The sequence below is a fragment of the Breoghania sp. genome, from assembly GCF_030066895.1.
Taxonomy (GTDB): domain Bacteria; phylum Pseudomonadota; class Alphaproteobacteria; order Rhizobiales; family Stappiaceae; genus Breoghania.
Genome location: NZ_JASJAV010000015.1, coordinates 42,645 through 63,335, shown reverse-complemented (window position 1 = coordinate 63,335; position 20,691 = coordinate 42,645). Strand labels below are relative to the sequence as shown.

Annotated in this window: 15 protein-coding genes and 7 pseudogenes; 18 read left to right on the top strand and 4 right to left on the bottom strand. The window is 61.3% G+C overall.

The window, feature by feature from the left end; translation table 11 throughout:
- Positions 1–308: 308 nt before the first annotated feature.
- Positions 309–923, bottom strand: a complete 615-nt coding sequence (locus QNJ43_RS15200; RefSeq protein ID WP_300471325.1) for a DUF1134 domain-containing protein — start codon at positions 921–923, stop codon at positions 309–311.
- 282 nt (positions 924–1,205) lie between these two features.
- Here QNJ43_RS15200 and QNJ43_RS15195 point away from each other — a divergent pair, with 282 nt between their 5' ends.
- From QNJ43_RS15195 to QNJ43_RS15150, 10 genes and pseudogenes are all read left to right on the top strand, one after another.
- Positions 1,206–1,796, top strand: a complete 591-nt coding sequence (locus QNJ43_RS15195) for a YHS domain-containing (seleno)protein (protein WP_300471322.1) — start codon at positions 1,206–1,208, stop codon at positions 1,794–1,796.
- 61 nt (positions 1,797–1,857) lie between these two features.
- Positions 1,858–2,496 carry a histidine phosphotransferase family protein gene (locus tag QNJ43_RS15190; RefSeq protein ID WP_300471320.1) on the top strand — a complete coding sequence of 213 codons (639 nt, stop codon included), beginning with the start codon at positions 1,858–1,860 and terminating at the stop codon, positions 2,494–2,496.
- 143 nt (positions 2,497–2,639) lie between these two features.
- Positions 2,640–3,134, top strand: a complete 495-nt coding sequence (locus QNJ43_RS15185) for an Hpt domain-containing protein (RefSeq protein ID WP_300471317.1) — start codon at positions 2,640–2,642, stop codon at positions 3,132–3,134.
- Positions 3,135–3,138: 4 nt separating this feature from the next.
- Positions 3,139–3,336 carry a hypothetical protein gene (locus QNJ43_RS15180; protein WP_300471315.1) on the top strand — a complete coding sequence of 66 codons (198 nt, stop codon included), beginning with the start codon at positions 3,139–3,141 and terminating at the stop codon, positions 3,334–3,336.
- A 36-nt stretch (positions 3,337–3,372) separates the two neighbouring features.
- Entirely contained in the window at positions 3,373–4,713 is a 1,341-nt protein-coding gene (locus QNJ43_RS15175) for a chemotaxis protein CheW (protein ID WP_300471313.1), read from the top strand.
- A gap of 43 nt (positions 4,714–4,756) precedes the next feature.
- Positions 4,757–5,395 carry a response regulator gene (locus QNJ43_RS15170; RefSeq protein ID WP_300471310.1) on the top strand — a complete coding sequence of 213 codons (639 nt, stop codon included), beginning with the start codon at positions 4,757–4,759 and terminating at the stop codon, positions 5,393–5,395.
- Positions 5,392–5,883, top strand: a complete 492-nt coding sequence (locus tag QNJ43_RS15165) for a chemotaxis protein CheW (protein ID WP_300471308.1) — start codon at positions 5,392–5,394, stop codon at positions 5,881–5,883. Before QNJ43_RS15170 ends, QNJ43_RS15165 begins: the two co-directional genes overlap by 4 nt.
- Before the next feature lie 43 nt (positions 5,884–5,926).
- Positions 5,927–6,292, top strand: a complete 366-nt coding sequence (locus QNJ43_RS15160) for a response regulator (protein WP_300471476.1) — start codon at positions 5,927–5,929, stop codon at positions 6,290–6,292.
- Positions 6,293–6,341: 49 nt separating this feature from the next.
- Positions 6,342–7,530 (top strand): annotated as a pseudogene (locus QNJ43_RS15155) (chemotaxis response regulator protein-glutamate methylesterase).
- Positions 7,527–8,408: pseudogene (locus tag QNJ43_RS15150) on the top strand (protein-glutamate O-methyltransferase CheR). The pseudogenes QNJ43_RS15155 and QNJ43_RS15150 overlap by 4 nt, the downstream one beginning before the upstream one ends.
- A gap of 206 nt (positions 8,409–8,614) precedes the next feature.
- Here the strand turns inward: QNJ43_RS15150 and QNJ43_RS15145 are convergent.
- Positions 8,615–9,310 (bottom strand): response regulator transcription factor, encoded by a 696-nt coding sequence (locus QNJ43_RS15145; RefSeq protein ID WP_300471306.1) that lies wholly within the window; start codon positions 9,308–9,310, stop codon positions 8,615–8,617.
- Positions 9,311–9,689: 379 nt separating this feature from the next.
- On the opposite strand from QNJ43_RS15145, the gene QNJ43_RS15140 reads away from it, so the two are divergent.
- From QNJ43_RS15140 to preA, 5 genes and pseudogenes are all read left to right on the top strand, one after another.
- Positions 9,690–10,379 (top strand): hypothetical protein, encoded by a 690-nt coding sequence (locus tag QNJ43_RS15140; RefSeq protein ID WP_300471303.1) that lies wholly within the window; start codon positions 9,690–9,692, stop codon positions 10,377–10,379.
- Positions 10,264–11,025 (top strand): FliI/YscN family ATPase, encoded by a 762-nt coding sequence (locus QNJ43_RS15135; RefSeq protein WP_300471474.1) that lies wholly within the window; start codon positions 10,264–10,266, stop codon positions 11,023–11,025. Before QNJ43_RS15140 ends, QNJ43_RS15135 begins: the two co-directional genes overlap by 116 nt.
- Before the next feature lie 42 nt (positions 11,026–11,067).
- Entirely contained in the window at positions 11,068–11,472 is a 405-nt protein-coding gene (locus tag QNJ43_RS15130; RefSeq protein ID WP_300471301.1) for a flagellar FliJ family protein, read from the top strand.
- Positions 11,473–12,337: 865 nt separating this feature from the next.
- Positions 12,338–13,676, top strand: a pseudogene (locus QNJ43_RS15125) (NAD(P)-dependent oxidoreductase).
- A 14-nt stretch (positions 13,677–13,690) separates the two neighbouring features.
- Positions 13,691–15,006 (top strand): annotated as a pseudogene (gene preA / locus QNJ43_RS15120) (NAD-dependent dihydropyrimidine dehydrogenase subunit PreA).
- A gap of 274 nt (positions 15,007–15,280) precedes the next feature.
- On the opposite strand, the gene QNJ43_RS15115 reads toward preA, so the two are convergent.
- On the bottom strand, positions 15,281–16,045 hold the full coding sequence (locus QNJ43_RS15115) for a branched-chain amino acid ABC transporter permease (RefSeq protein WP_300471472.1): 765 nt from the start codon (positions 16,043–16,045) through the stop codon (positions 15,281–15,283).
- Positions 16,046–16,333: 288 nt separating this feature from the next.
- Between QNJ43_RS15115 and QNJ43_RS15110 the strand changes: the two genes are divergently transcribed.
- Positions 16,334–16,786, top strand: coding sequence for a hypothetical protein (locus QNJ43_RS15110; protein WP_300471299.1), 453 nt, complete (start codon positions 16,334–16,336; stop codon positions 16,784–16,786).
- Between the two features lie 342 nt (positions 16,787–17,128).
- Here the strand turns inward: QNJ43_RS15110 and QNJ43_RS15105 are convergent.
- A pseudogene (locus QNJ43_RS15105) lies at positions 17,129–17,796 on the bottom strand (TetR family transcriptional regulator C-terminal domain-containing protein).
- 430 nt (positions 17,797–18,226) lie between these two features.
- Between QNJ43_RS15105 and QNJ43_RS15100 the strand changes: the two are divergent.
- Both QNJ43_RS15100 and QNJ43_RS15095 read left to right on the top strand, forming a co-directional pair.
- A pseudogene (locus tag QNJ43_RS15100) lies at positions 18,227–19,532 on the top strand (aspartate aminotransferase family protein).
- A 238-nt stretch (positions 19,533–19,770) separates the two neighbouring features.
- Positions 19,771–20,684: pseudogene (locus QNJ43_RS15095) on the top strand (M20/M25/M40 family metallo-hydrolase).
- The last annotated feature ends 7 nt before the right edge of the window (positions 20,685–20,691 follow it).

The window sequence follows — 20,691 nt, the reverse complement described above, 5'->3', positions numbered from 1 at the left end:
GCGTCCGTTGCCGGTCCGTTTTACCCGTTTTGTCAGCCGTTTCCGCGCATCCCCGTCCTCGCAGCAGCCCTCGGGTTTGAGCCGATTACGCTGAGGAATGTGCCAAAGCAACGCAATGCGCCGGATGCCCGCCCGTTCCTTCAGGCGAATGCCCGGCGCACGATCAATGAACCGTGTCGAAGCCTCGCCCCCTTACCCAGCGTGCCGATTTTCGCCCGAAACGCAATGGCGCGCGAATGCGGACCCGCTTTTCATGGGATCCGCCTTCGTGTGTTCCCGTGCGCCGTCAAGCGAGGGTACGGGGCACGTCAGAACGGGTTCCAGGTCGGCTTTTCGGTGAACTTCAGATATCCGACATTGATGCCGAGACGCGCACCTACGCCAGCGTGGATCGGCACGACATAGATATCATGATTGGACAGAACCGTCATGCCGAAGCCGCCGACCAGATAGGCCGAACCGTTGGCACCGACATAGCGGCGATAAAGGGCATTCACGGCGGGTAGGTTGTAGACCAGCATCATGACGCGGGCGCCGTCGCCGCCGAAATCCCAGCCGACGGACGGTCCCTGCCAGAAGACCTTATGGCTGCCGGCGTTGCGGGTGTAGAGCTCGCCCTCGCCGAAGCGCGCTCCGGCAACGAGCGCGCCGGAGCCTTCCTCGCCGAGGATGTAGCCGTTGGGCTGGCCGTACTTGGAGACGGCCTTCTCGACCACCGAGGCGAGCCCGCCGGAAACCTTGCCGAAGAAGCGGTGGCCGGCATTGACGATTTCGTCCTGGGAATAGGACTCGCTGCCCGGCGCCTTATTGTAGTTGCCCTGGCTCTGGGCTGCGGCGGGGGCGAGAGACGCGGCGAGGAGCGTGGCGGCGACAAAGGTCGGCGCCGCGATACGGGGCACGATCTTCCGGATCGGCAGAAACATTCAAAAAATCTCCCTTGTACCCAAAGCTGGTAATCGGTGCAGGATGCCTGGCGGCGGTGTCAGAGGCCCGGATCAATGCTATAGATTCGTATTCAACGTAGGCCAGCGGCGCTTAAACGGGACGCTCAAACGGCACACGGGCGAGGCGGATGCGAATCGATCACAAAGTCTAGTCTAAATCCGACAACCTTTGGGCCGCGAACCTTTTTGGCGCGGATATTCTCGTCTGCGGCCGGTGTGAAGGCGCAATTTCTGCGGTGAAGTCTCGTTTTGTTGGGGGCGTTGCTTCTCGTAGCGGGCATGACCACGGCAAGGTGCGCGGCCGAGGACAGTGGCGGTTATTCCATTCCTCAACGCTTCGTTCTGGTGGATCCGGCCACGGGACTTGCCATCGGCGGCTACGATCCGGTGGCCTATTTCGTCGATCGCAGACCCCGGCTCGGCAAGCCGCACTTCGAACTGCTGTGGTCGCAGACCATCTGGCGCTTCGTCAACGAGGGCAATATGGCGGCGTTCAAGGACACGCCGGAGATCTATGCGCCGCAATTCGGCGGTCACGATGCGCGCGCCATGGTCGATAACAGTCTCGCCTCCGGCGATCCCTCCGTGTGGGCGATCTACCATCAGCGGCTTTATCTCTTCTATTCCCCCGCCCGCCGCTTCTTTTGGTTGGTGACGCCGGAGCGCCATATCCGGCAGGCAAAGGAGAAGTGGGACAAGCGGCTGAATTTCACGCTCGGGGATAGACGAGCGCTGACCTGCTGCCCGCAAACGGGGTGCGAGGACTCCGGGAGGGGTAGCGGGAGGGGAAAGTTGCCCGACGGCAGGCGCAGACCCCGACGGCGACTTGGCACCGCAGGGGTGTCGGTGTAACCCTCGTACGGCCCGCGCCGAATCAGGCAGGACGCGTCCCATTCACGGATCTGAGGTTTCCATGGCCAAGCCGATTGACCTGTCATCGCTCGATCTTGCAGCGCTGATCGCCAGCCGCGTCTGCCATGACATCATTTCCTCTGTGGGGGCCGTCACCAACGGGCTTGAGGTGCTCGACGAGGAAAACAACAAGGACATGCGCGAATTCGCCATGGACCTCATCCGCAAGAGCGCCCGGCAGGCATCCGCCAAGTTGCAGTTCGCCCGTCTCGCCTTCGGAGCAGCCGGTTCCGCTGGAGCCGACATCGATCTCGGCGATGCGCGCTCGGTGGCCGAAGGCTACATGGAGAACGAGAAGTCCACGCTGGTGTGGGAAGTCCCCCGCCTGCTGATGGGCAAGAACAAGGTCAAGCTGCTGCTGAACCTTCTCCTGATCGCCAATCAGTGCGTGCCGCGTGGCGGCACCATCACGGTGGAACTGACCAACGGTGATGCAGAAAAGCCCAGCTTCCGGATGACGGCGGAAGGACTGAACGCCCGCATCCCAACCATGGTTATTAACCTGATAAATGATCAAGATGTCGAGCGGATTGACGCTCATGCAATCCAGCCCGCTTATGCCAGTCTTCTGGCAGGCGACAGCAACATGTCGATTTCGATGGAAAAAAGAGATGATTCAGTAGTTATCACTGCTGAATAGCTCATCCTCGAGTAAACACCACTACCCACCCTCGCTTCAACCTATCTTAACTTATTGATCCGAGACTTGGCGACGCGGGCATTCAGCTCGCGGGGCGCCTTACGGCCCCCTTTTGCCGTATAGTTTGTGGGTGGGTACCAGACATGGACGATCTCCTTCGTGGGTTCCTGACTGAGACCAACGAGAGTCTGGACGTCGTCGACGTGGAACTCGTGAAGTTCGAGCAGGAACCCAACAACGCCACGATCCTCGACAACATCTTCCGTCTCGTACACACGATCAAGGGAACCTGCGAGTTCTTGGGTTTGCCGCGTCTGGAAGCGCTGGCATATGCCGCCGAAACGCTGATGGGCAAATTCCGTGACGGAGCGCCCGTGACGCAGGCCGCCGTGTCTCTGATCTTGTCCTCGATCGATCGCATCAAGGGGATCCTGGCCGAACTTGAGGAAGCTGAGGGCGAGGAGCTGGCAGGTTCCGATGAAGGCCTTATCAAGCAGCTTGAAGACATGTCGGAGCATGCCTTCGACAGTGTGAAGACTGCGGATGCCGCCGTGGCTGAACTGGCGGCCGCCGAAAAGCCGGCCGCGCAGGCCGACGCCGGTGGCGATGCCGAGTGCAGCCGATGCAGCGGCAATTAAGCCTATGAGGCAATCTCTGGAACGCGAACTGCGCCCGGGCGAGGTTTCGCTCGACGAACTTGAGCGCGCCTTCCAGGAGACCGAGATCGAACTGCCGGAGCCCAACCCGGTCGACCTCGCCGCCATGACGAACGACGCCAAGGCGGAAGAACATCACACCGAAAAGGCGCCGGGCGACAAAAAGTCCTCCGTGTCCAACTAGTCGATCCGCGTCAACGTGGAAACGCTGGAACATCTGATGACGATGGTTTCGAAGCTGGTGCTGACGCGCAACCAGCTTCTGGAGATCGTGCGCCGTCACGAGGACAGCGAAATTCAAGGTGCCGCTGCAGCGGCTTTCCAACGTAACCGCGGAGCTGCAGGAAAGCGTCATGGAGACGCGCATGAGCCCATCGGCAACGCCTGGCAGAAGCTGCCGCGCGTGGTGCGCGACCTCGACCAGGAACTGGAAAAGCCGATCGAGCTGGAGATGATCGGCGCCGATACCGAGCTTGACCGCCAGGTGCTGGAGTTGATCAAGTATCCGCTCACCCACATGGTGCGCAACTCAGCCGATCACGGCCTGGAAGGGCCGGAAGAGCGCAAGGCCGCCGGCAAACCGGAGAAGGGCATGATCACGCTCGCCGTCTATCACGAGGGCGGGCACATCATCATCAAGCTCAAGGACGACGGTAAGGGCCTCGACGTCGATGCGATCAAGTGCAAGGCGATCTCCAACGGCATGCACACGGAAGCCGAACTGGAGAAGATGACCGGTGCGCAGATCCACGAGCTGATCTTCGGCGCCGGGTTTTCCACCGCGGCCAAGATCACCAGCGTGTCCGGCCGCGGTGTCGGCATGGATGTGGTGCGCAACAACATCGAGCTGATCGGCGGATCGGTCGACCTGAAGTCCGTTCAGGGCAAGGGCACCAGCTTCATCATCAAGATTCCGCTGACGCTGGCCATCGTGTTCACACTGATCGTCGAAAGTTCCGGCGACCGCTTCGCGATCCCGCAGCTCTCGGTGGTGGAACTGGTTCGCGTCCAGAACAATTTCGAGCATCGCATCGAGCGCATTAAGGACACGCCGGTCCTGCGCTTGCGCAACAAGCTGCTGCCTCTGCTGCACCTTTCGTCGCTCCTCGGCATGAAGACGACGGCGAATGCGGACGAGGCGCTCGACCAGGACAACGGCTTCATCGTTGTCATTCAGGTCGGCAGCCAGACCTTCGGCGTGGTCGTCGACGGCGTTTTCCATACAGAGGAAATCGTCGTCAAACCGATGTCGACCATGCTGCGCAACATCGCGATGTTCTCCGGCAACAGGATCCTCGGCGACGGTTCGGTGATCATGATCATCGATCCCAACGGGATTGCCAGCGCCATGGCGAGTCACGCCTCTTCCGCCCTGCTGGAGCAGGAGGAAGACGAGCACGACGAGCGCAAGAAGTTCATCGATCATCATGCGACGACGTCGATGCTGCTGTTCCGGGCGGGGAGCGCCGAGCCCAAGGCCGTGCCGCTGTCGCTGGTCACGCGTCTCGAGGAATTCTCGGTCTCCGATATCGAGCGCTCCAACGGCCGCGACCTGGTGTAGTATTGCGGCGCGCTGATGCTGCTCGTCTATATCGAGCCCAGCCATGGGCACCGCACGGAAGGCACGCAGCCCATGCTGGTGTTCTCTCGACAGCGGCCGCTCGATGGGCCTCGTCGTGGACGAGATCGTCGACATCGTGGAAGACCGGCTGAACATCGAGGTCGTTTCCGACCAGCCGAGCGTCCTTGGATCCGCGGTGATCAAGGAGAAGGCGACGGAAATCATCGATCTCGGCCATTATCTGTCGCAGGCCTTCGAGGACTGGTTCGTGCACAAGGAGATGGCGACCGAGGCTCTGACCAAGTCGCTGCTCTTCGTCGACGACAGCTCCTTCTTCCGCAACATGCTGACGCCCGTTCTCAAGGCGGCAGGCTACGACGTGACCAGGTGCGAGAGCGCGCGGGCCGCGGTTCAGGTTCTGCAGTCGGACCGCAAGTTCGACGTGGTCGTCAGCGACATCGAGATGCCGGACGTCAACGGCTTCGAATTCTGCGAGGCGCTGCGGCGCGATCCGCGGTTCCGCGAGATCCCAGTCCTGGCGCTGTTGTCCCTGGTCACGCCGGCGTCGATCGAACGCGGCCGTCAGGCGGGCTTTGACGACTATGTCGCGAAGTTCGACCGGCCCGATCTCATCGCCGCTCTCAAGGATGTGCTGACCAACGAAGCAAAGGCTGCAGCATGACGGACAAACAGAAGAACAATGCCGCGGCCGGAACGGGCGCAGGCAATGAGAGCATCCAGTACGTGACCGTCGTGATCGGCGGTCAGCTCTTCGGGCTGAAGATCAGCCAGGTGCATGACGCGTTAGTGCCGGAGAGCGTCACGCGGGTGCCTCTGGCGCCGCCGGAAGTGCAGGGCGTTCTCAACCTGCGCGGACGCATCGTGACCGCGATCAACATGCGCCGTCGCCTGCTGCCGCCGCTGGAAGGCGACCAGACGATGATGGTCGTTGGTATCGAATACAAGGGGGAATCGTACGGACTGGTCATCGACACTGTCGGTGAGGTACTCACGCTTCCGGTCAGTTCGCGCGAGCCAAACCCGACCAACCTTGATCAGCGCTGTGCGGAGATTTCCGCCGGCGTGCACCGTCTGGAAGGCCAGTTGATGGTCATTCTGGATGTAGAGCGTCTTCTGGGCGCAATGATGAACGAGCCTCTCGCTGCTTAACGGAGCCATATCTGGGCGTGCCCCGTGATCAGGAGTTCAGGTGATAAAAACATGCCTCGTGATCGATGATTCCAACGTCATTCGAAAGGTTGCGCGCCGGATCCTGGAAGACCTCGATTTCACCATCGTGGAGGCCGAAGACGGCAAGGCGGCACTGGATAGTTGTCGGAAGGAAATGCGCGACGCTATCCTGCTCGACTGGAACATGCCGGTCATGGACGGCCTGGAATTCCTGACAGCCCTTCGGCAGGAAGAGGGCGGGGATCGCCCGACGGTGGTCTTCTGCACGACGGAGAACGACGCCGGGCACATTGCCAAGGCCATCCGTGCCGGCGCCAGCGAGTACATTATGAAGCCGTTCGACCGAGAAATCGTCGAGGCGAAATTCCACGAAGTCGGTCTCATTTAGGCCTCTTCGAATGCGGTCTCGTGGTGAGACCTTTATCGGTGAACCAAAAATGGCTACAGCGACCCAAACTGCCGCTCCGCCTGCCGGAACGGTAACGGACTCCATTCGCGTAATGGTCGTCGACGATAGCGTCGTGATCTGTGGTTTGATCAGTCGTTGGGTCGATGCCGATCCTGCGCTGGTCGTCGTTGCCTCTCACCGCAACGGCAAGCTCGCGGTGGACGATATCGAACGTTCCAATCCGGACGTCGTCGTTTTTGATATCGAGATGCCGGAAATGGACGGGCTCACGGTCTTGCCGCTGATGCTCGCCAAGAAGCGCAACCTCGTCGTCGTCATGGTCTCGACACTGACCCGGTGCAACGCCGAGATCAGCCTCAAGGCCCTGTCGCTGGGTGCGCAGGATTACGTCCCCAAGCCGGAATCCTCCTCCTCGATCTCCACCTCCGTCGATTTTCGGCGCGAGCTGATCGAGAAACTGAAGAATCTGGGACCGAAGGCCCGTCAGGGCGGTGCCGCCGACCGTCGGCCGATGCGTGCGTAAACGCAGGCCGAGCGCACGGATGCGACCGCCGCAACCGCCGCTGCCGCTTCACCCGCGCGCCAGCCCGCCTTTCAGAAGCCGGCCTTCACCCTTGCGCGACTACTCCTCGGTGCGCCCGCGCATCCTGGCGATGGATCTTCCACCGGCGGACCGCAGGCTCTTCAGGAACTTTTCCGGGTGATCGGCAGTGCGGTGAACGACATACCCGTCGTCGTTACCCAGCACATGCCGCCAACCTTTACCGTCATTCTGGCCGAACATCTGGCCAAGACCGCGCTCCGGCCCGCCGCGGAAGCGCAGAACGGCGAGGTTCTCAAGGCGGGACAGATCTATGTGGCGCCGGGTGGCAAGCACCTGGTTCTTGAAAAGACCGCAGGCGGTGCGCAGGCGCGCCTGACGGACGATCCGCCGGTCAATTTCTGCAAGCCCGCCGTCGATCCGCTGTTCGACAGTGTGGCGGGCATCTATGGATGCTGCGGCGCTCGCCATTGTTCTGACCGGCATGGGCCATGACGGCGCAGCCGGCGTCAAGACGATCGCGGGAGCAGGCGGAAGCATCATCGCGCAGGACGAAAAAATCAGTGTCGTGTGGGGCATGCCGGGTGCGGCTGCCCAGACCGGTCAGTGTTCGGAGGTTCTGCCCTTAGACGAAATCGATCCGAAAGTGATCCGAATCCTGGGAGGCCGGCGGTGACACCGACTGAATTTGAATTCCTCAGAACGTTCCTGAAAAGCCGTTCCGGCCTGATGCTATCCAACGAGAAGCAGTACCTGGTCGAAAGCCGCCTGCTGCCGCTGGCGCGCAAGAGCGGCCTGGGCTCCCTGTCCGACGTGATCACGCGGTTGTAGAAGGGCGGCTCCTCGAAGCTGGAAAACGACGTGGTGGAAGCGATGACGACCAACGAGTCGTTCTTCTTCCGCGACAAGACGCCGTTCGATAAGTTCACCAACACGATGCTGCCTAAGTTGTTGAAGGCACGGGCGGACAAGCGCCGCATCCGGATCTGGTGCGCGGCGGCCTCGACCGTCCAGGAACCCTATTCGCTGGCGATCCTTCTGAAGGAAGCGGCGGCAAAGTTGTCGGGCTGGCGCGTCGAGATCATCGGCACGGACATCTCCACCGAGGTGCTGGAGAAGGCCAAGACCGGCGTCTTCAGCCAGTTCGAGGTGCAGCGCGATCTGCCGATCCAGATGCTGCTGAAATATTTCACGCAGAACGGCGATGTGTGGCAGGTCAACCTCGAGATTCGCGGCATGGTGCAGTGGCGCATGCTCAATCTGCTGGATTCGTTCTCCTCGCTCGGTGAGTTCGGCGTGATCTTCTGTCGCAACGTGCTGATCTACTTCGATCAGGAGACCAAGTCCGACATTCTCAACCGGCTTGCCAGGCAGATGCCGGGAGATGGCTACCTGGTGCTGGGCGGCGCGGAAACCGTGGTGGGACTGAGCACAGCATTCCAGCCGGTTCCGGGATTGCGCGGTCTCTACAATCGCGGCGGGAGCGGTGCCGGATCCTCGGCCGCATCCGGCACGGGAACCGATTTCAAGTCGCGGGTGTTCGCCGGCGGGTAAGCGACGGCTTTCTCTCCGACCTATTCAAAAAAGGCGCCGCCCTTCGGGGCGGCGCCTTTTTCATTCGGGTTGTCTCGACGTCGGGGCGTGCCGAGGGGATGCAGGCATGAAAAAAGCCTGGGCGTTGCCGGGCTCTTTCACACATGCCAATCTGGCACGAACATCGTTTTTATGGCACGAACATTGTTTTCGAAGTGGCGCCGTCCTCAGGAAGCGACGCGCTCTTCGTCGGGTTCGCGCAGCACGTAGCCGCGACCCCAGACTGTCTCGATATAATTGCGCCCGGCCGTCGCAGCGGCCAGCTTCTTGCGCAGCTTACAGATGAAGACGTCGATGATTTTCAGTTCCGGCTCGTCCATCCCGCCATAGAGATGGTTGAGGAACATTTCCTTGGTCAGCGTCGTGCCCTTGCGAAGCGAGAGAAGTTCGAGCATCTGATATTCCTTGCCGGTCAGATGCACGCGCTGGCCGTTGACCTCAACCGTCTTGGTGTCGAGATTGACCGTCAGGTCGCCGGTGGTGATGACCGACTGGGCATGACCCTTCGAACGGCGCACGATTGCGTGAATGCGTGCGACCAGCTCGTCCTTGTGGAAGGGCTTGGTCATGTAATCGTCGGCGCCAAATCCAAGGCCACGGACCTTGTCTTCAATGCCTGCCAGACCCGAAAGGATCAGGATCGGCGTTTTCACCTTGGAAACGCGCAAGGTGCGAAGGACCTCGTAGCCCGACATGTCGGGCAAGTTCAGGTCAAGCAGAATGATGTCGTAATCATAGAGCTTGCCGAGGTCGATACCTTCTTCGCCAAGATCCGTCGTGTAGACGTTGAAGTTTTCGAACTTGAGCATCAGCTCGATGCTCTGGGCCGTAGCGCCATCGTCTTCTATGAGCAGTACTCGCATGCCAATATCCTCGTCTTTCCTATTCTGGGCAAACCGCACCAACCTAGGTAGGCGATCGCGGCGAAGGACTGCTGCTAACCGCGTCTCGAAACCTCGAGGTTCTAGTTAACAAATTCCGATTCGCAGCGGAAGCGTTTTGATACATAAGCTCTGAAACTGACGAGAATTTCTTAAAATTCCCGCCGAATTTGCGCCCGTTGCTATCGACAATCCACATGAAGAATTGCCTCTAACCGATTCAACGGACTCACAGCTTCGACTCTTCGGCCTATAAAGGTTCCTAATCTGTGAACATTCTCTTCAATATGATTAACCAGAACCGTAAACGATCGGTTACCATCGCTGTTAACCGGCTTAATCAGTCCCCGGAGCGGCGCACGTGCAATCTTTGATCAACGAAATCGAATCACTGGAGGCCGTCGAGGTCTACGGTCGGGTTGTCGGTGTGCAGGGCCTGCTAGTGGAGGTTTCCGGTCCCGTGCATGAGATGAGCGTCGGTTCGCGGTTGTCCATTGAAGGGGGGACGTCGAACCACGTGCTCGCGGAGATTGTCGGCTTTCGCGATGGGCGCGCGCTTTGCCTTCCTTTCAGCGGTTTGCAGGGCGTGCGCATAGGCTGCCGTGCCGTTCTGGCGGAGCGCGAAAGCGTGGTGCGCATGTTGGACGCCTGGCTCGGCCGGGTGGTTAACGCCATGGGCGAGGCGATCAACGGCAAGGGCCGACTTTCCAAGGGCGGGGAGGCGCGCCAGTTGCGCTCCAGTCCGCCGCCTGCGACGGATAGGGCGCGAGTCGGCGGGTCGATCGATCTGGGCGTGCGGGCACTCAATACTTTCGTGACGTGTTGTCGCGGGCAGCGCATGGGCATCTTCGCGGGCTCCGGCGTCGGCAAATCAGTGCTTCTTTCCATGTTGGCACGCAATACGGCCCATGTTGGCACGCAATACGGCCGCCGCTGTGGCGGTGATCGGGCTGATCGGCGAACGCGGGCGCGAGGTGGCGGAATTCGTGCAGAACGACCTGGGCGAAGAAGGCCTGAATCGCGCTGTGGTGATCGTGGCCACATCGGATGAAAGCGCGCTGATGCGTCGCCAGGCGGCCTATCTGACGCTGGCGACGGCAGAATTTTTCTGCGATCAGGGCCTGTCCGTGCTGTGCATGATGGATTCGGTGACCCGTTTCGCCATGGCGCAGCGCGAAATCGGACTGGCTGCGGGCGAGCTGCCGATCTCCAAGGGGGTTATACACCGACGGTTTTCACCGAATTGCCGCGACTTCTGGAGCACGCGGGACCCGGGGTGGTCGGATCCGGTTCGATTACGGGGCTTTATCACCGTGCTGGTGGAAGGCGATAGCCACAACGAGCCGGTGGCCGACGCGGTGCGCGGTATTCTCGACGGGCACATCGTGATGGAGCGCGCAATCGCGGAACGCGGCCTTTATCCGGCGATCAACGTGCTGAAATCGGTCTTTCGTACCATGCCCGGTTGTGTCCAGCCGGAGGCTCTGCCCATCATTCGCGAGGCCAAGCGGCTGATGTCGACCTACGCGGATATGGAGGAATTGATCCGTCTGGGCGCCTACCGTCGGGGATCTTACGCCACGGTGGGTCTTGCCATCGACCGTCACGACGCGCTGGAAGCCTTTCTGGACAGGGAAATGGTGAGTCATCCACATTGGATGACGGTTATGGTGAACTCGCCAACCTTTTGGAAATGAGTTTGGGCTAGGGTCATCGCTCGTTAGGGGGAGTAGTGCCCGATGAAGTCCAGAGAGAGCATTATTCGGTTGAAGCGTTTTCAAGTCGACGACAAGCGTCGGCAGGTGGCGCAGATTGAGGCGATGATCGCCGATTTCGACCGTAGGGTGAAGGAACTTGACGATCAGATCCTGGCCGAACAGGAACGCGTCGGTATCACCGACGTGGCGCATTTCGCCTATCCGACCTTTGCCAAGGCGGCTATGCAGCGTCGAGATAATCTGAAAGCTTCGGCCGATGAACTGAACGGTCAGCTCGAACGCGCCCAGGATAAACTTGCCGAGGCGGTGGAAGAGCTGAAAAAGATCGAACTGATGGAAGAACGCGATCAGGAACGCGAGCGTGAGGCCGCCGACGAAGCCGAACTCGACGAAATCGCAGGGCGGAATCACGCCTTCGGATCCTGATCCCCGGCGTTTGCCGTGCTGCCTGCCTGAAGGCCCTCGGCACGCGCAACCGGTTTTGCGCGAATTTTTCAGGAGAGTGAAACAGGGTCGGCTTTGTCCGGCCCTTTCGCCGTTGGGGCGGGTGTTTTTCCCGGGAGCGACTCGCGGTTGACGGTCGAGCCGTCGGAACGGCATCGACGTTTTTTTCAGAATCTGCCTCACATCCGGTAGAGGTTTCTGCCGAATATAGTTCCCCCGTCATTGCCGGCTCCGACCGGCAATCCATGCCGTGATGCCTCATCCCGACAAGGGGCGGGACGGGGCTCTCTCTCCGGGGTTTCCTCCTGCTGCGGATCCTGAAAAGGACAAGGACGGCGCTCGCGCGCCGACTGAACCCTGGATTGCGGATCTCTCGATACACGCTTCGCGCGCACTCGGTCCGGAATGAGGAGCTCGGGGGAGGTCGCCTGGATCTGCAGCTATAGTCGGGGGATGACGACGGGGAGGCCGGCGCGTGCTTCTTCTCCCTCCCATTTCCCTGCCTTTCGCACGCAGAACGGGCAAAAGCCCGGCAAATTGCTCGAAATTGGTGCGAACGTAGCGTCAGATTGGATTTGACTATTTGGTCAAAAAAACCGCAACTGACGTTGCGATCTGCCCGCGACAAATGACGGGCGACGCGACGATCACCTGGAGTATATCCGCCGCGCGGATCCGAGACCGTCCCTGAGGCGGCGGAAGATGCGTTGCGGAAAAGGGAACATCGTCCGGATTCGCCGCGCAAGTGCTAGGGCGGGAAGATTCGGCGTATGTTCTGAGAGATGGGAAACGTGTGGGGATTCGTGCCGTTCAGCGGTGCGCCGGTTCTGCGCGACGAGGAGGTTCCATGACCGACATCGCGTCCGGTCCGGATATCGCGCGCGGGCGTCTGCCTGCGGAAGCTTACCTGACGAATTTCACCGATCTGCATCCGCCGCTCGACGCCCATGAGGCGGTGGTGGAAGCGGATCGCTTACTTCTGTTTCGATGCACCGTGCACGGTCGAGTGTCCGACTTCCATCGATATTCCGCTGTTCATTCGCCAGATCTCCACCGGCAACGACATGGGCGCGGCAAAGACTATTTTCGCGCAGAACATTCTGGGCGGGATGTGTGCCCGCGTCTGCCCGACGGAGATCCTGTGCGAAGAGGCCTGCGTGCGCATGGAGGCGGAGGGAAAGCCGGTTAAGATCGGCCTTTTGCAGCGCCACGCGATCGACCGTTTCATCGAGACGAAACCTTCAAACCTGGCGGTGCGCCCGCCTGATACGGGCAAGCGCGTGGCGGTGGTGGGCGGCGGCCTGGCCGGGCTTTCCTGCGCGCATTGGCTTGCAGAACTGGGGCACGCGGTCACCCTTTTCGATGCCCGGCCGAAACTCGGCGGGCTCAACGAATACGGCATCGCCGCCTACAAGACCGTGGACGGGTTCGCGCAGGCGGAGGTTGATTTCGTCCTGTCTGTTGGTGGGATCACGGTGGAAATGGGCAAGGCGCTCGGGCGCGACATCACGCTCGCCGGTCTCAAGGCGGATTACGATGCCGTCTTCCTCGGGATGGGACTTGCCGGGGTTAACGCCTTGAAGATGGAGGGCGAGTATCTGGACGGCGTGCTCGATGCGATCGATTTCATCGCCGGGCTTCGACAGGCCGAGGATCTGTCCACCTTGCCGGTGGGGCGCCGGGTCGTGGTTCTCGGCGGCGGCATGACGGCCATCGATATCGCGGTGCAGATCAAGCGGCTGGGTGCGGAAGAAGTGACCATCGCCTATCGTCGCGGGGCCGATGACATGAAGGCGAGCCGGTTCGAGCAAGAACTGGCGCTGACGAACGGGGTGACCATCCGCCACTGGATGAAGCCCGCCGTGCTGCTTGGCGGGGGCGGGCGCATCTCCGGCATCGTGCTTTGAGCATACGGAGCTCGATGTGGGCGGGCGGTTAGTCGGCTCGGGCGAGACCGTGCGTTTGGCGGCCGATCCGGTCTTCAAGGCGATCGGGCAGACGTTCGAGGACGATCTGCTCGAAGGGGCGATGGTGGCCGTATCGCGGTTGACGAGGAGGGACGCACGTCGCTTGAGGGCGTGTGGGCCGGGGGCGATTGCGTGGTGGGGGGAGAGGATCTCACTGTAGCCGCGGTTGCCGACGGCAAGGCTGCGGCCGATTCCATCCACCGTTCCTTTGGTCTTTGAGGGAGAAGAGGATCATGGCCGATCTTTCCAGCAGTTTCGTCGGCATCAAGTCGCCGAACCCGTTCTGGCTGGCATCCGCGCCGCCGACGGACAAGGAATACAACGTGGTGCGCGCCTATCAGGCGGGGTGGGGCGGCGTCCTGTGGAAGACGCTCGGCGACGGCGATCCGGTCGTCAACGTCACCGGCCCGCGCTACGGGGCAACCCACGGCAAGGACCGGTCGCTGACCGGCTTCAACAATATCGAGCTGATCACCGACCGGCCGCTGCAGCTCAATCTGCAGGAGATCAAGCGGGTCAAGAAGGCGTGGCCCGACCGGGCTCTCGTCGTCTCGCTGATGGTGGCGTGCGAGGAGGAGAACTGGGCCAATATTCTCAAGCTCGTGGAGGAGACGGAAGCCGACGGGATCGAGCTGAATTTCGGCTGTCCACATGGCATGTCGGAGCGCGGCATGGGCTCCGCCGTCGGTCAGGTGCCGGAATGTATCGAGATGGTGACGCGCTGGTGCAAGAAGCACACGCGCATGCCGGTGATCGTGAAGCTAACGCCGAACATCACCGATATCCGCTATCTAGCATGCGCGGCGAAAGCGGGCGGGGCGGACGCGATCTCGCTGATCAACACCGTCAATCCCATCACCTCGGTCGATCTCGACCTGATGGCGCCGCAGCCGACCGTCGACGGCAAGGGAACGCATGGCGGCTATTGCGGCCCGGCGGTCAAGCCGATGGCGCTCAACATGGTGGCGGAAATCGCGCGTAATCCCGAAACCCACGGCGTGCCGATTTCCGGTATCGGCGGGGTGACGACGTGGCGCGATGCGGCGGAATTCATGGCGCTGGGGGCGGGCAACGTGCAGGTCTGCACGGCGGCGATGACCTACGGTTTCAAGATCGTCGAGGAGATGATTGCCGGATTGTCAGACTGGATGGACGAGAAGGGCTATGCCTCGATCGACGAGGTCGTGGGCCGCGCGGTGCGCCGAATATCACCGACTGGAAGTACCTCAACTTCAACTACATCGCCAAGGCGCGGATCGATCAGGATCTCTGCATCAAGTGCGGGCGGTGTTACATCGCTTGCGAGGATACCTCGCATCAGGCGATTTCCTCCACGATCGCGGGCAAGCGCGGTTTCGAGGTGATTGAGGCGGAATGCGTGGGCTGCAACCTGTGCGTCAATGTCTGCCCGGTTGAGGGATGCATTTCCATGGAGGCGATGGCACCGGGTACGGTCGATCCGCGAACGGGTCGGACGGTGTCGGCGGACTACGCCAACTGGACGACGCATCCGAATAACCCGAGCCGGGTGATGGCGCCTGCGGAGTAAGGGGCGGGGCAGAAATGCCCGACAGCCGCTTCCCATCTTCCCGTCATTGCCCGGCTTTGTCCGGGCAATCCAGCACGATCGTAATATGCGGAGAGTGATGGATCCCCCAGACTTTGCCGGGGGATGACGATGGAGAGAGCGAGAGGTTCTCTACCTTCAGGGGGCAGTGCAAGGAGGTGGCACCTGGATCAGTCGCCTCTCTCCCTCTCTCACACCTGCGCCTTGGCCAGCGGATCGCCCGCGATGCCTCCGGGGCGCAGGATGAGGAGCAGCGTCATGGTGGCGAAGCTTGCCACGTCGCGGTAGGTTGCATCGAAAGCCGTTGACCACGCGGTCTCGAAAATGCCCAGCGCCAGAGGGTCGAGAAGCGTGCCGACGGGAGAGGCCAGGCCGCCCAGAATGGCGACGTAGAGCGCCTACAGGCCGATGGCGAGGCCGCTGTGGAATGAGGAATTTCCGTAAAGCACCGCCTCAGGGCCCCGGCCGTTCTCGCATAAAGCGAGGCGAGGAGGACCGTTCGGGCAATGATACAGTCGATGTCGACGCCGAGAAGACGGGCCATGACCGGATCCTCGCTGACCGCGCGCCACAGGCGGCCGAAGGGCGTGCGTTTCAGAAGATAGAGCAACCCGGCAACGAGAGCCGCGCAGGCTCCGAGCGTGGCGAGACGGATCGGGATGGTGCGGGCATCGAAGCCGCCGTCGGTCAGGCTGAGCGCGGTGTTGTAGACCGGTTCCATCCACAATTCGCGCGAGTCGGATGCCATGCGGATGATTTCTTCCAGAACGATGGCAAGGCCGATGGTGGCGATCAGCATGGCAAGGCCCGGCTGGCGCGCAAGTGGGCGGATGGTGAAGACGGCGATTATCAACCCCAGCAGGAAGGTTGCCGAAATCCCGTAAAGGAGCGCGAAGGCCAGCGGCAGGGCGGCACCTGCGATCAGGAACCCGGCGATCGTCATTGATCCGTCCCACATGGCGACCGCGCCGAAGGCGAGTTTGATGCGGTTGGTGGTGCCGTGCAGCAGGACATAGGCGATGGCGATGAGCGCTTAGAAAGCCTGCGATCTGCACCGTGTTCAGCCCCTGTTGCACCAGATAGCCCAGAGACATCCTTCCTCCTCCCCGCTCGCCCTTCTTCGGCCCCTCCTCCGGTCGCCCGTCGCGCGAGCGCGCTCAGGGGCACAACTTCACACCAGAGAGAGGATTTCGGTCAAGAAGACTGTCGTATCGCGCGCGCTGTTTGCAGGCAGATTGGCGGAAGATAACAATTCCTGTTAAGTTTACGTTTGGTCATTTCGCGCGGAGGGTGCTGAGGGAGGTGGAGGATGTTCCGGTACCGCTGGATTCTCGTTTTGATCCTTGCGCTTGTCGGCGGAGCTCTCTCCGGTTGCGGTGAGGACGGCGACTATATCGAGGTGGTCGGTGGGGGCTTCCTCTACAATTACCGGATTGCGGAGGCTACCTGCGAGATCGTCGCCAAGCCGCTCCGGGCCGCGCCGGAGGAGGCGAGCCTGGAGGCACGCTTCCAGAACCCGGACGGCGGAGAGGAGCTGGTCGTGCGCAAGAAGGTGTTCCCGGCGGAACGCCGATATGCCGTGGTCTCGCCGCCGCTTGCCGGGATCAAGGCCGGGCACGAATACAAGGTCTCGCTGCTGTTGCTCGATGCCGACGGCAAGACGCTCGAGACGCACGAGAAGAACTTCAAGGCGAAGATCGATCGGTCGGCGCTGCCTGAAAAACCGCTCACGATCGGGCCGGGATACGTGAAGAATCCGTAGGCGCAGTAGGGGGGCGGGGAGAGGAACTGGAGGGCCGTCCTTCGATGTTGCCCGCCCCGCCTCCGTCATCATTCCGGACCGAGCACGCGCGGGAGTGCGTGTCGAGAGATCCGGAATCCAGGGTTCAGTTGGCGCGCAAGCGCCGTCCTTGGTTCTTTCTCTGGTCTCAGTATGTCGTGATGTCGGAAAATTAAGGGCGCTGGTCGCGCCTAAGGCGCCTGTCGGCGCTTCTTGCGCTGGATCCCGGATCTGTCGACACGCGCTCTTGCGCGTGCTCGGTCAGGGATGACGACGGAGAGATACGACAAGCAGGCGTCTCGAAGGATGGGCGGCGAAAAAACTTTACCTGCGCCTCCCCCACCGAACGCTCCTCACGGGATCACCGCACTTTAGAAACAGCGTCTTCAGCGTTTCCTCCGCGCCTTTTCGGAATTTCGGTTCCCGCACGGAGTGACCGGTGATTGCCTCGATCTGGATCTCGAAATCCGCATAGTGCTGGGTCGTTGCCCAGATCATGAAGACGAGGTGATAGGGATCTATCGGTTTCATCCGGCCCTCGTCGATCCAGGTGCGGATGACGCCGACCTTGGTGTCGACCAGATCCTTCAGCGGGCCTTTCAGTACCTCCATCATCATCGGCGCGCCTTCCAGCACCTCGTTGGCGAAGAGGCGCGAGGCGGTGGGGTTTTTGCCGAATGTTCGAGCTTGCGGGAAATGTAGTCGCCAAGTTCGGTGGTGGGATCGCCTGCGGCGTCGAGCGCGCGCAACGGCTTCAGCCAGGCATCCAGGGTTTCTTCCAAAATCGCCTTGTAAATCAGTGTCTTGGATGAATAGTAGTAGAGCATGTTCGATTTCGACATGCCCGCTTGACGGGCGATCTGGTCGAGCGTGGTGCCGCGAAAGCCGAAGCGGGAAAACACGTCCAGCGCTGCGGTGAGAATCCTGGAGCGATTGGCCGTCTGGATCCGCGTCGCCTTGCGCGGCGCGGTCTCGTTCAAACTCATCGGCATCGCTCCTCGGCAGGCGTCATCACAATATATGGGCCTCCTCTGCCCCGTCCCCGGCGAATATGGGGTCCGCTATAGCGCGTTTCGAGCATCTTGCCCCATCTTCCGTGAACGACAATTCCGCCAAGCTGTCCCAAACGCCCATTTTTCAGGCGGTCCGTTGCGTAAAACGAAGAAAATTCCGGCTTTTGCGCTGATTGCTTTTGCATCGGCATGGATAGAAAATGGCCTTGACCGCCCTTGTGCGGCGCTCCTATCACTATCTGGTCAGAATTCGCAACGTGAGACGCCTGAAAAGTCTTGATCCTCGCGTAGGGTTTCGATGTTTCGTTCAGGCGTCTGGTCGTTTGGTTTCGGACGGCGCAAGGCGGTCGGACGCAGCGAAGTCTGATTCAGATGCGTGCGCGGGCAACGCGCCGTTTCCGGAGGTGTTATGTCGCAGGCCGTCACCAACAATCTCGAAGCTTTCTGGATGCCGTTCACGGCGAACTGGCAATTCAAGAAGAATCCACGCATGCTGGTGGGTGCCAAGGACATGCACTACACCGCCGCCGACGGGCGGCAGGTCCTGGACGGTACGGCGGGTCTGTGGTGCTGCAATGCCGGGCACGGGCGGTCGAAGGTGGTGGAAGCCATCCAGAAGCAGGCCGCCGAACTCGATTATGCGCCCGCCTTCCAGATGGGCCCACCCGAAGGCGTTCGAATCGGCCGCACGACTTTCCGCACTGATGCCGAAGCCGCTCGACCACGTGTTCTTCACCAATTCCGGTTCGGAATCGGTGGAAACGGCACTGAAGATGACGATCGCCTATCACCGGGCCAAGGGCAACGGGGCCAAGACGCGGCTGATCGGCCGTCAGTGCGGCTATCACGGCGTGAATTTCGGCGGCATTTCCGGCAACCGCAAGATGTTCGGCTCGCTCTTGACCGGCGTTGACCACATTCGCGATACGCACGACATCGAGCGCAACGCCTTCTCGCGTGGCCAGCCGGAATACGGGGCGGAATTCGCCGACGATCTTCTGAATGTTATCAAGCTGCACGATGCCTCGGCGATTGCGGCCGTCATCGTGGAGCCGATGGCGGGTTCGACCGGCGTTCTGATCCCGCCCAAGGGCTATCTGGAACGGCTGAGGAAGATCTGCACCGAGAACGACATTCTGCTAATCTTCGATGAGGTGATCACTGGGTTCGGGCGTCTCGGCTCACCCTTTGCTGTCGATCATTCCGGTGTGGTGCCGGACATGGTGACCACCGCCAAGGGCATCACCTCGGGCACGGTGCCGATGGGCGCGGTGTTCGTTTCCTCCTCGATCTACGAGGCCTTCATGCAGGGGCCCGAGCACGTGATCGAGTTCTTCCACGGCTACACTTATTCCGGTCATCTGCTGGCTTGTGCAGCGGCGCTCGGCACCCTCGAAACCTATGAGGAAGAGGGGCTGATGACGCGCGGGGCGGAGCTTGAGGATTACTGGGCGGATGCGCTCAACAGCCTGCGCGATCATCCGCACGTCATCGACATCCGCAATCTCGGGCTGATCGGCGCGGTGGAGCTGGAGCCCATCGCGGGCGAGCCGACCAAGCGCGCCTTCTCCGCCTTCCTGGAGGCTTTCGAGCAGGGGCTGATGATCCGCACCACCGGTGACATCATCGCGCTGTCGCCGCAGCTGATCATCTCCAAGGCGCAGATCGGCGAGTTGTTCGGGATTCTCGGTAATGTGCTGAAGTCGGTCGACTAGAATTCGTTTGCCTTCGGGCGAACAGAGATACGGCGTCATCCCCGCATGAACCCGCGTGAAAAAGCGGGGGCGGAGCTGACGGACAATAAAGACTTGGGAACAGTTGAACACACAGGCGGCATGCAAGTGATGGACAGGACATCGGTCACCAGGGGAACAGAACCTGGCCGCAACAACCAGTGCTCCGGGCGAGAGCCTGCGCATCAACCCGGATCGGCTGTGGGACAGCCTGGTGGAGATGGCCAAGATCGGGCCGGGCGTTGCGGGCGGCAAAACCGCCAGACCGTGATCGACGAGGATGCGGCAGGCCGCGCGCTCTTCAAGAAGTGGTGCAAGGACGCCGGCATGACCATGGGGCTCGACACCATGGACAACATGTTCATGACGCGGCCGGGCACAGAGTCGGATCTTCCCGCCGTCTATGTCGGCTCTCACCTCGATACCCAGCCCACTGGCGGCAAGTATGACAGCGTGCTCGGCGCGCTGGAAGTGTGCCGTTCGCTCAACGATCTCGGCATCAAGACCAAGCATTTGATCGTCGTCACCAACTGGACGAACGAGGAAAGCACCCGCTTTGCCCCCGCCATGCTGGCGTCCGGTGTTTTTGCCGGGTTGTAGGAGGAGGAGTGGGCGAAGGCGCGCGAGGACGCCAAGGGTCTGAAATTCGGCGACGAACTTGTTCGCATCGGCTGGCAGGACGACGAGCCGGCGGGTTCGCGCAAGGATAGGATCAAGGCGTTCTTCGAACTCCACATCGAGCAGGGGCCGATCCTGGAGCCGAGGGCAAGAACATCGGCGTTGTCACGCACGGCCAGGGGCTGTGGTGGCTGCAGGTGACGGTAACCGGCAAGGACGCGCATACCGGCTCCACCCCGATGCCGATGCGCCGCAACGCAGGGCTTGGCATGGCGCGGATGGCGGAGCTTGTGCACGAGATCGCCATGAGCCACCAGCCGGATGCGGTCGGGGCCATCGGGCGCTGGGCACAATGCCTGCTGGATCAACCGCGTGGCGCCGACCTCGATGGTCATGTGCCCGTGCGTCGACGGGCTGTCGCACAATGAGGCGGAAGAGATTTCCAAGGATTGGGCGAAGGCCGGGGCCGACGTGCTGTTCCACGCGGTGGTGGAGACGGCGGAGATCGTGGGGTGAGACATGC

What these genes read in the sequence shown, in the direction of transcription:
- QNJ43_RS15185 (WP_300471317.1), top strand. Translation starts at nt 2,640, where the DNA reads ATGGACGATCTCCTTCGTGGGTTCCTGACTGAGACCAACGAGAGTCTG.
- QNJ43_RS15110 (WP_300471299.1), top strand. Translation starts at nt 16,334, where the DNA reads ATGTTCCGGTACCGCTGGATTCTCGTTTTGATCCTTGCGCTTGTCGGC.
- QNJ43_RS15130 (WP_300471301.1), top strand. Translation starts at nt 11,068, where the DNA reads ATGAAGTCCAGAGAGAGCATTATTCGGTTGAAGCGTTTTCAAGTCGAC.
- QNJ43_RS15200 (WP_300471325.1), bottom strand. Translation starts at nt 923, where the DNA reads ATGTTTCTGCCGATCCGGAAGATCGTGCCCCGTATCGCGGCGCCGACC.
- QNJ43_RS15175 (WP_300471313.1), top strand. Translation starts at nt 3,373, where the DNA reads ATGACGATGGTTTCGAAGCTGGTGCTGACGCGCAACCAGCTTCTGGAG.
- QNJ43_RS15165 (WP_300471308.1), top strand. Translation starts at nt 5,392, where the DNA reads ATGACGGACAAACAGAAGAACAATGCCGCGGCCGGAACGGGCGCAGGC.
- QNJ43_RS15190 (WP_300471320.1), top strand. Translation starts at nt 1,858, where the DNA reads ATGGCCAAGCCGATTGACCTGTCATCGCTCGATCTTGCAGCGCTGATC.
- QNJ43_RS15145 (WP_300471306.1), bottom strand. Translation starts at nt 9,310, where the DNA reads ATGCGAGTACTGCTCATAGAAGACGATGGCGCTACGGCCCAGAGCATC.
- QNJ43_RS15180 (WP_300471315.1), top strand. Translation starts at nt 3,139, where the DNA reads ATGAGGCAATCTCTGGAACGCGAACTGCGCCCGGGCGAGGTTTCGCTC.
- QNJ43_RS15170 (WP_300471310.1), top strand. Translation starts at nt 4,757, where the DNA reads ATGGGCACCGCACGGAAGGCACGCAGCCCATGCTGGTGTTCTCTCGAC.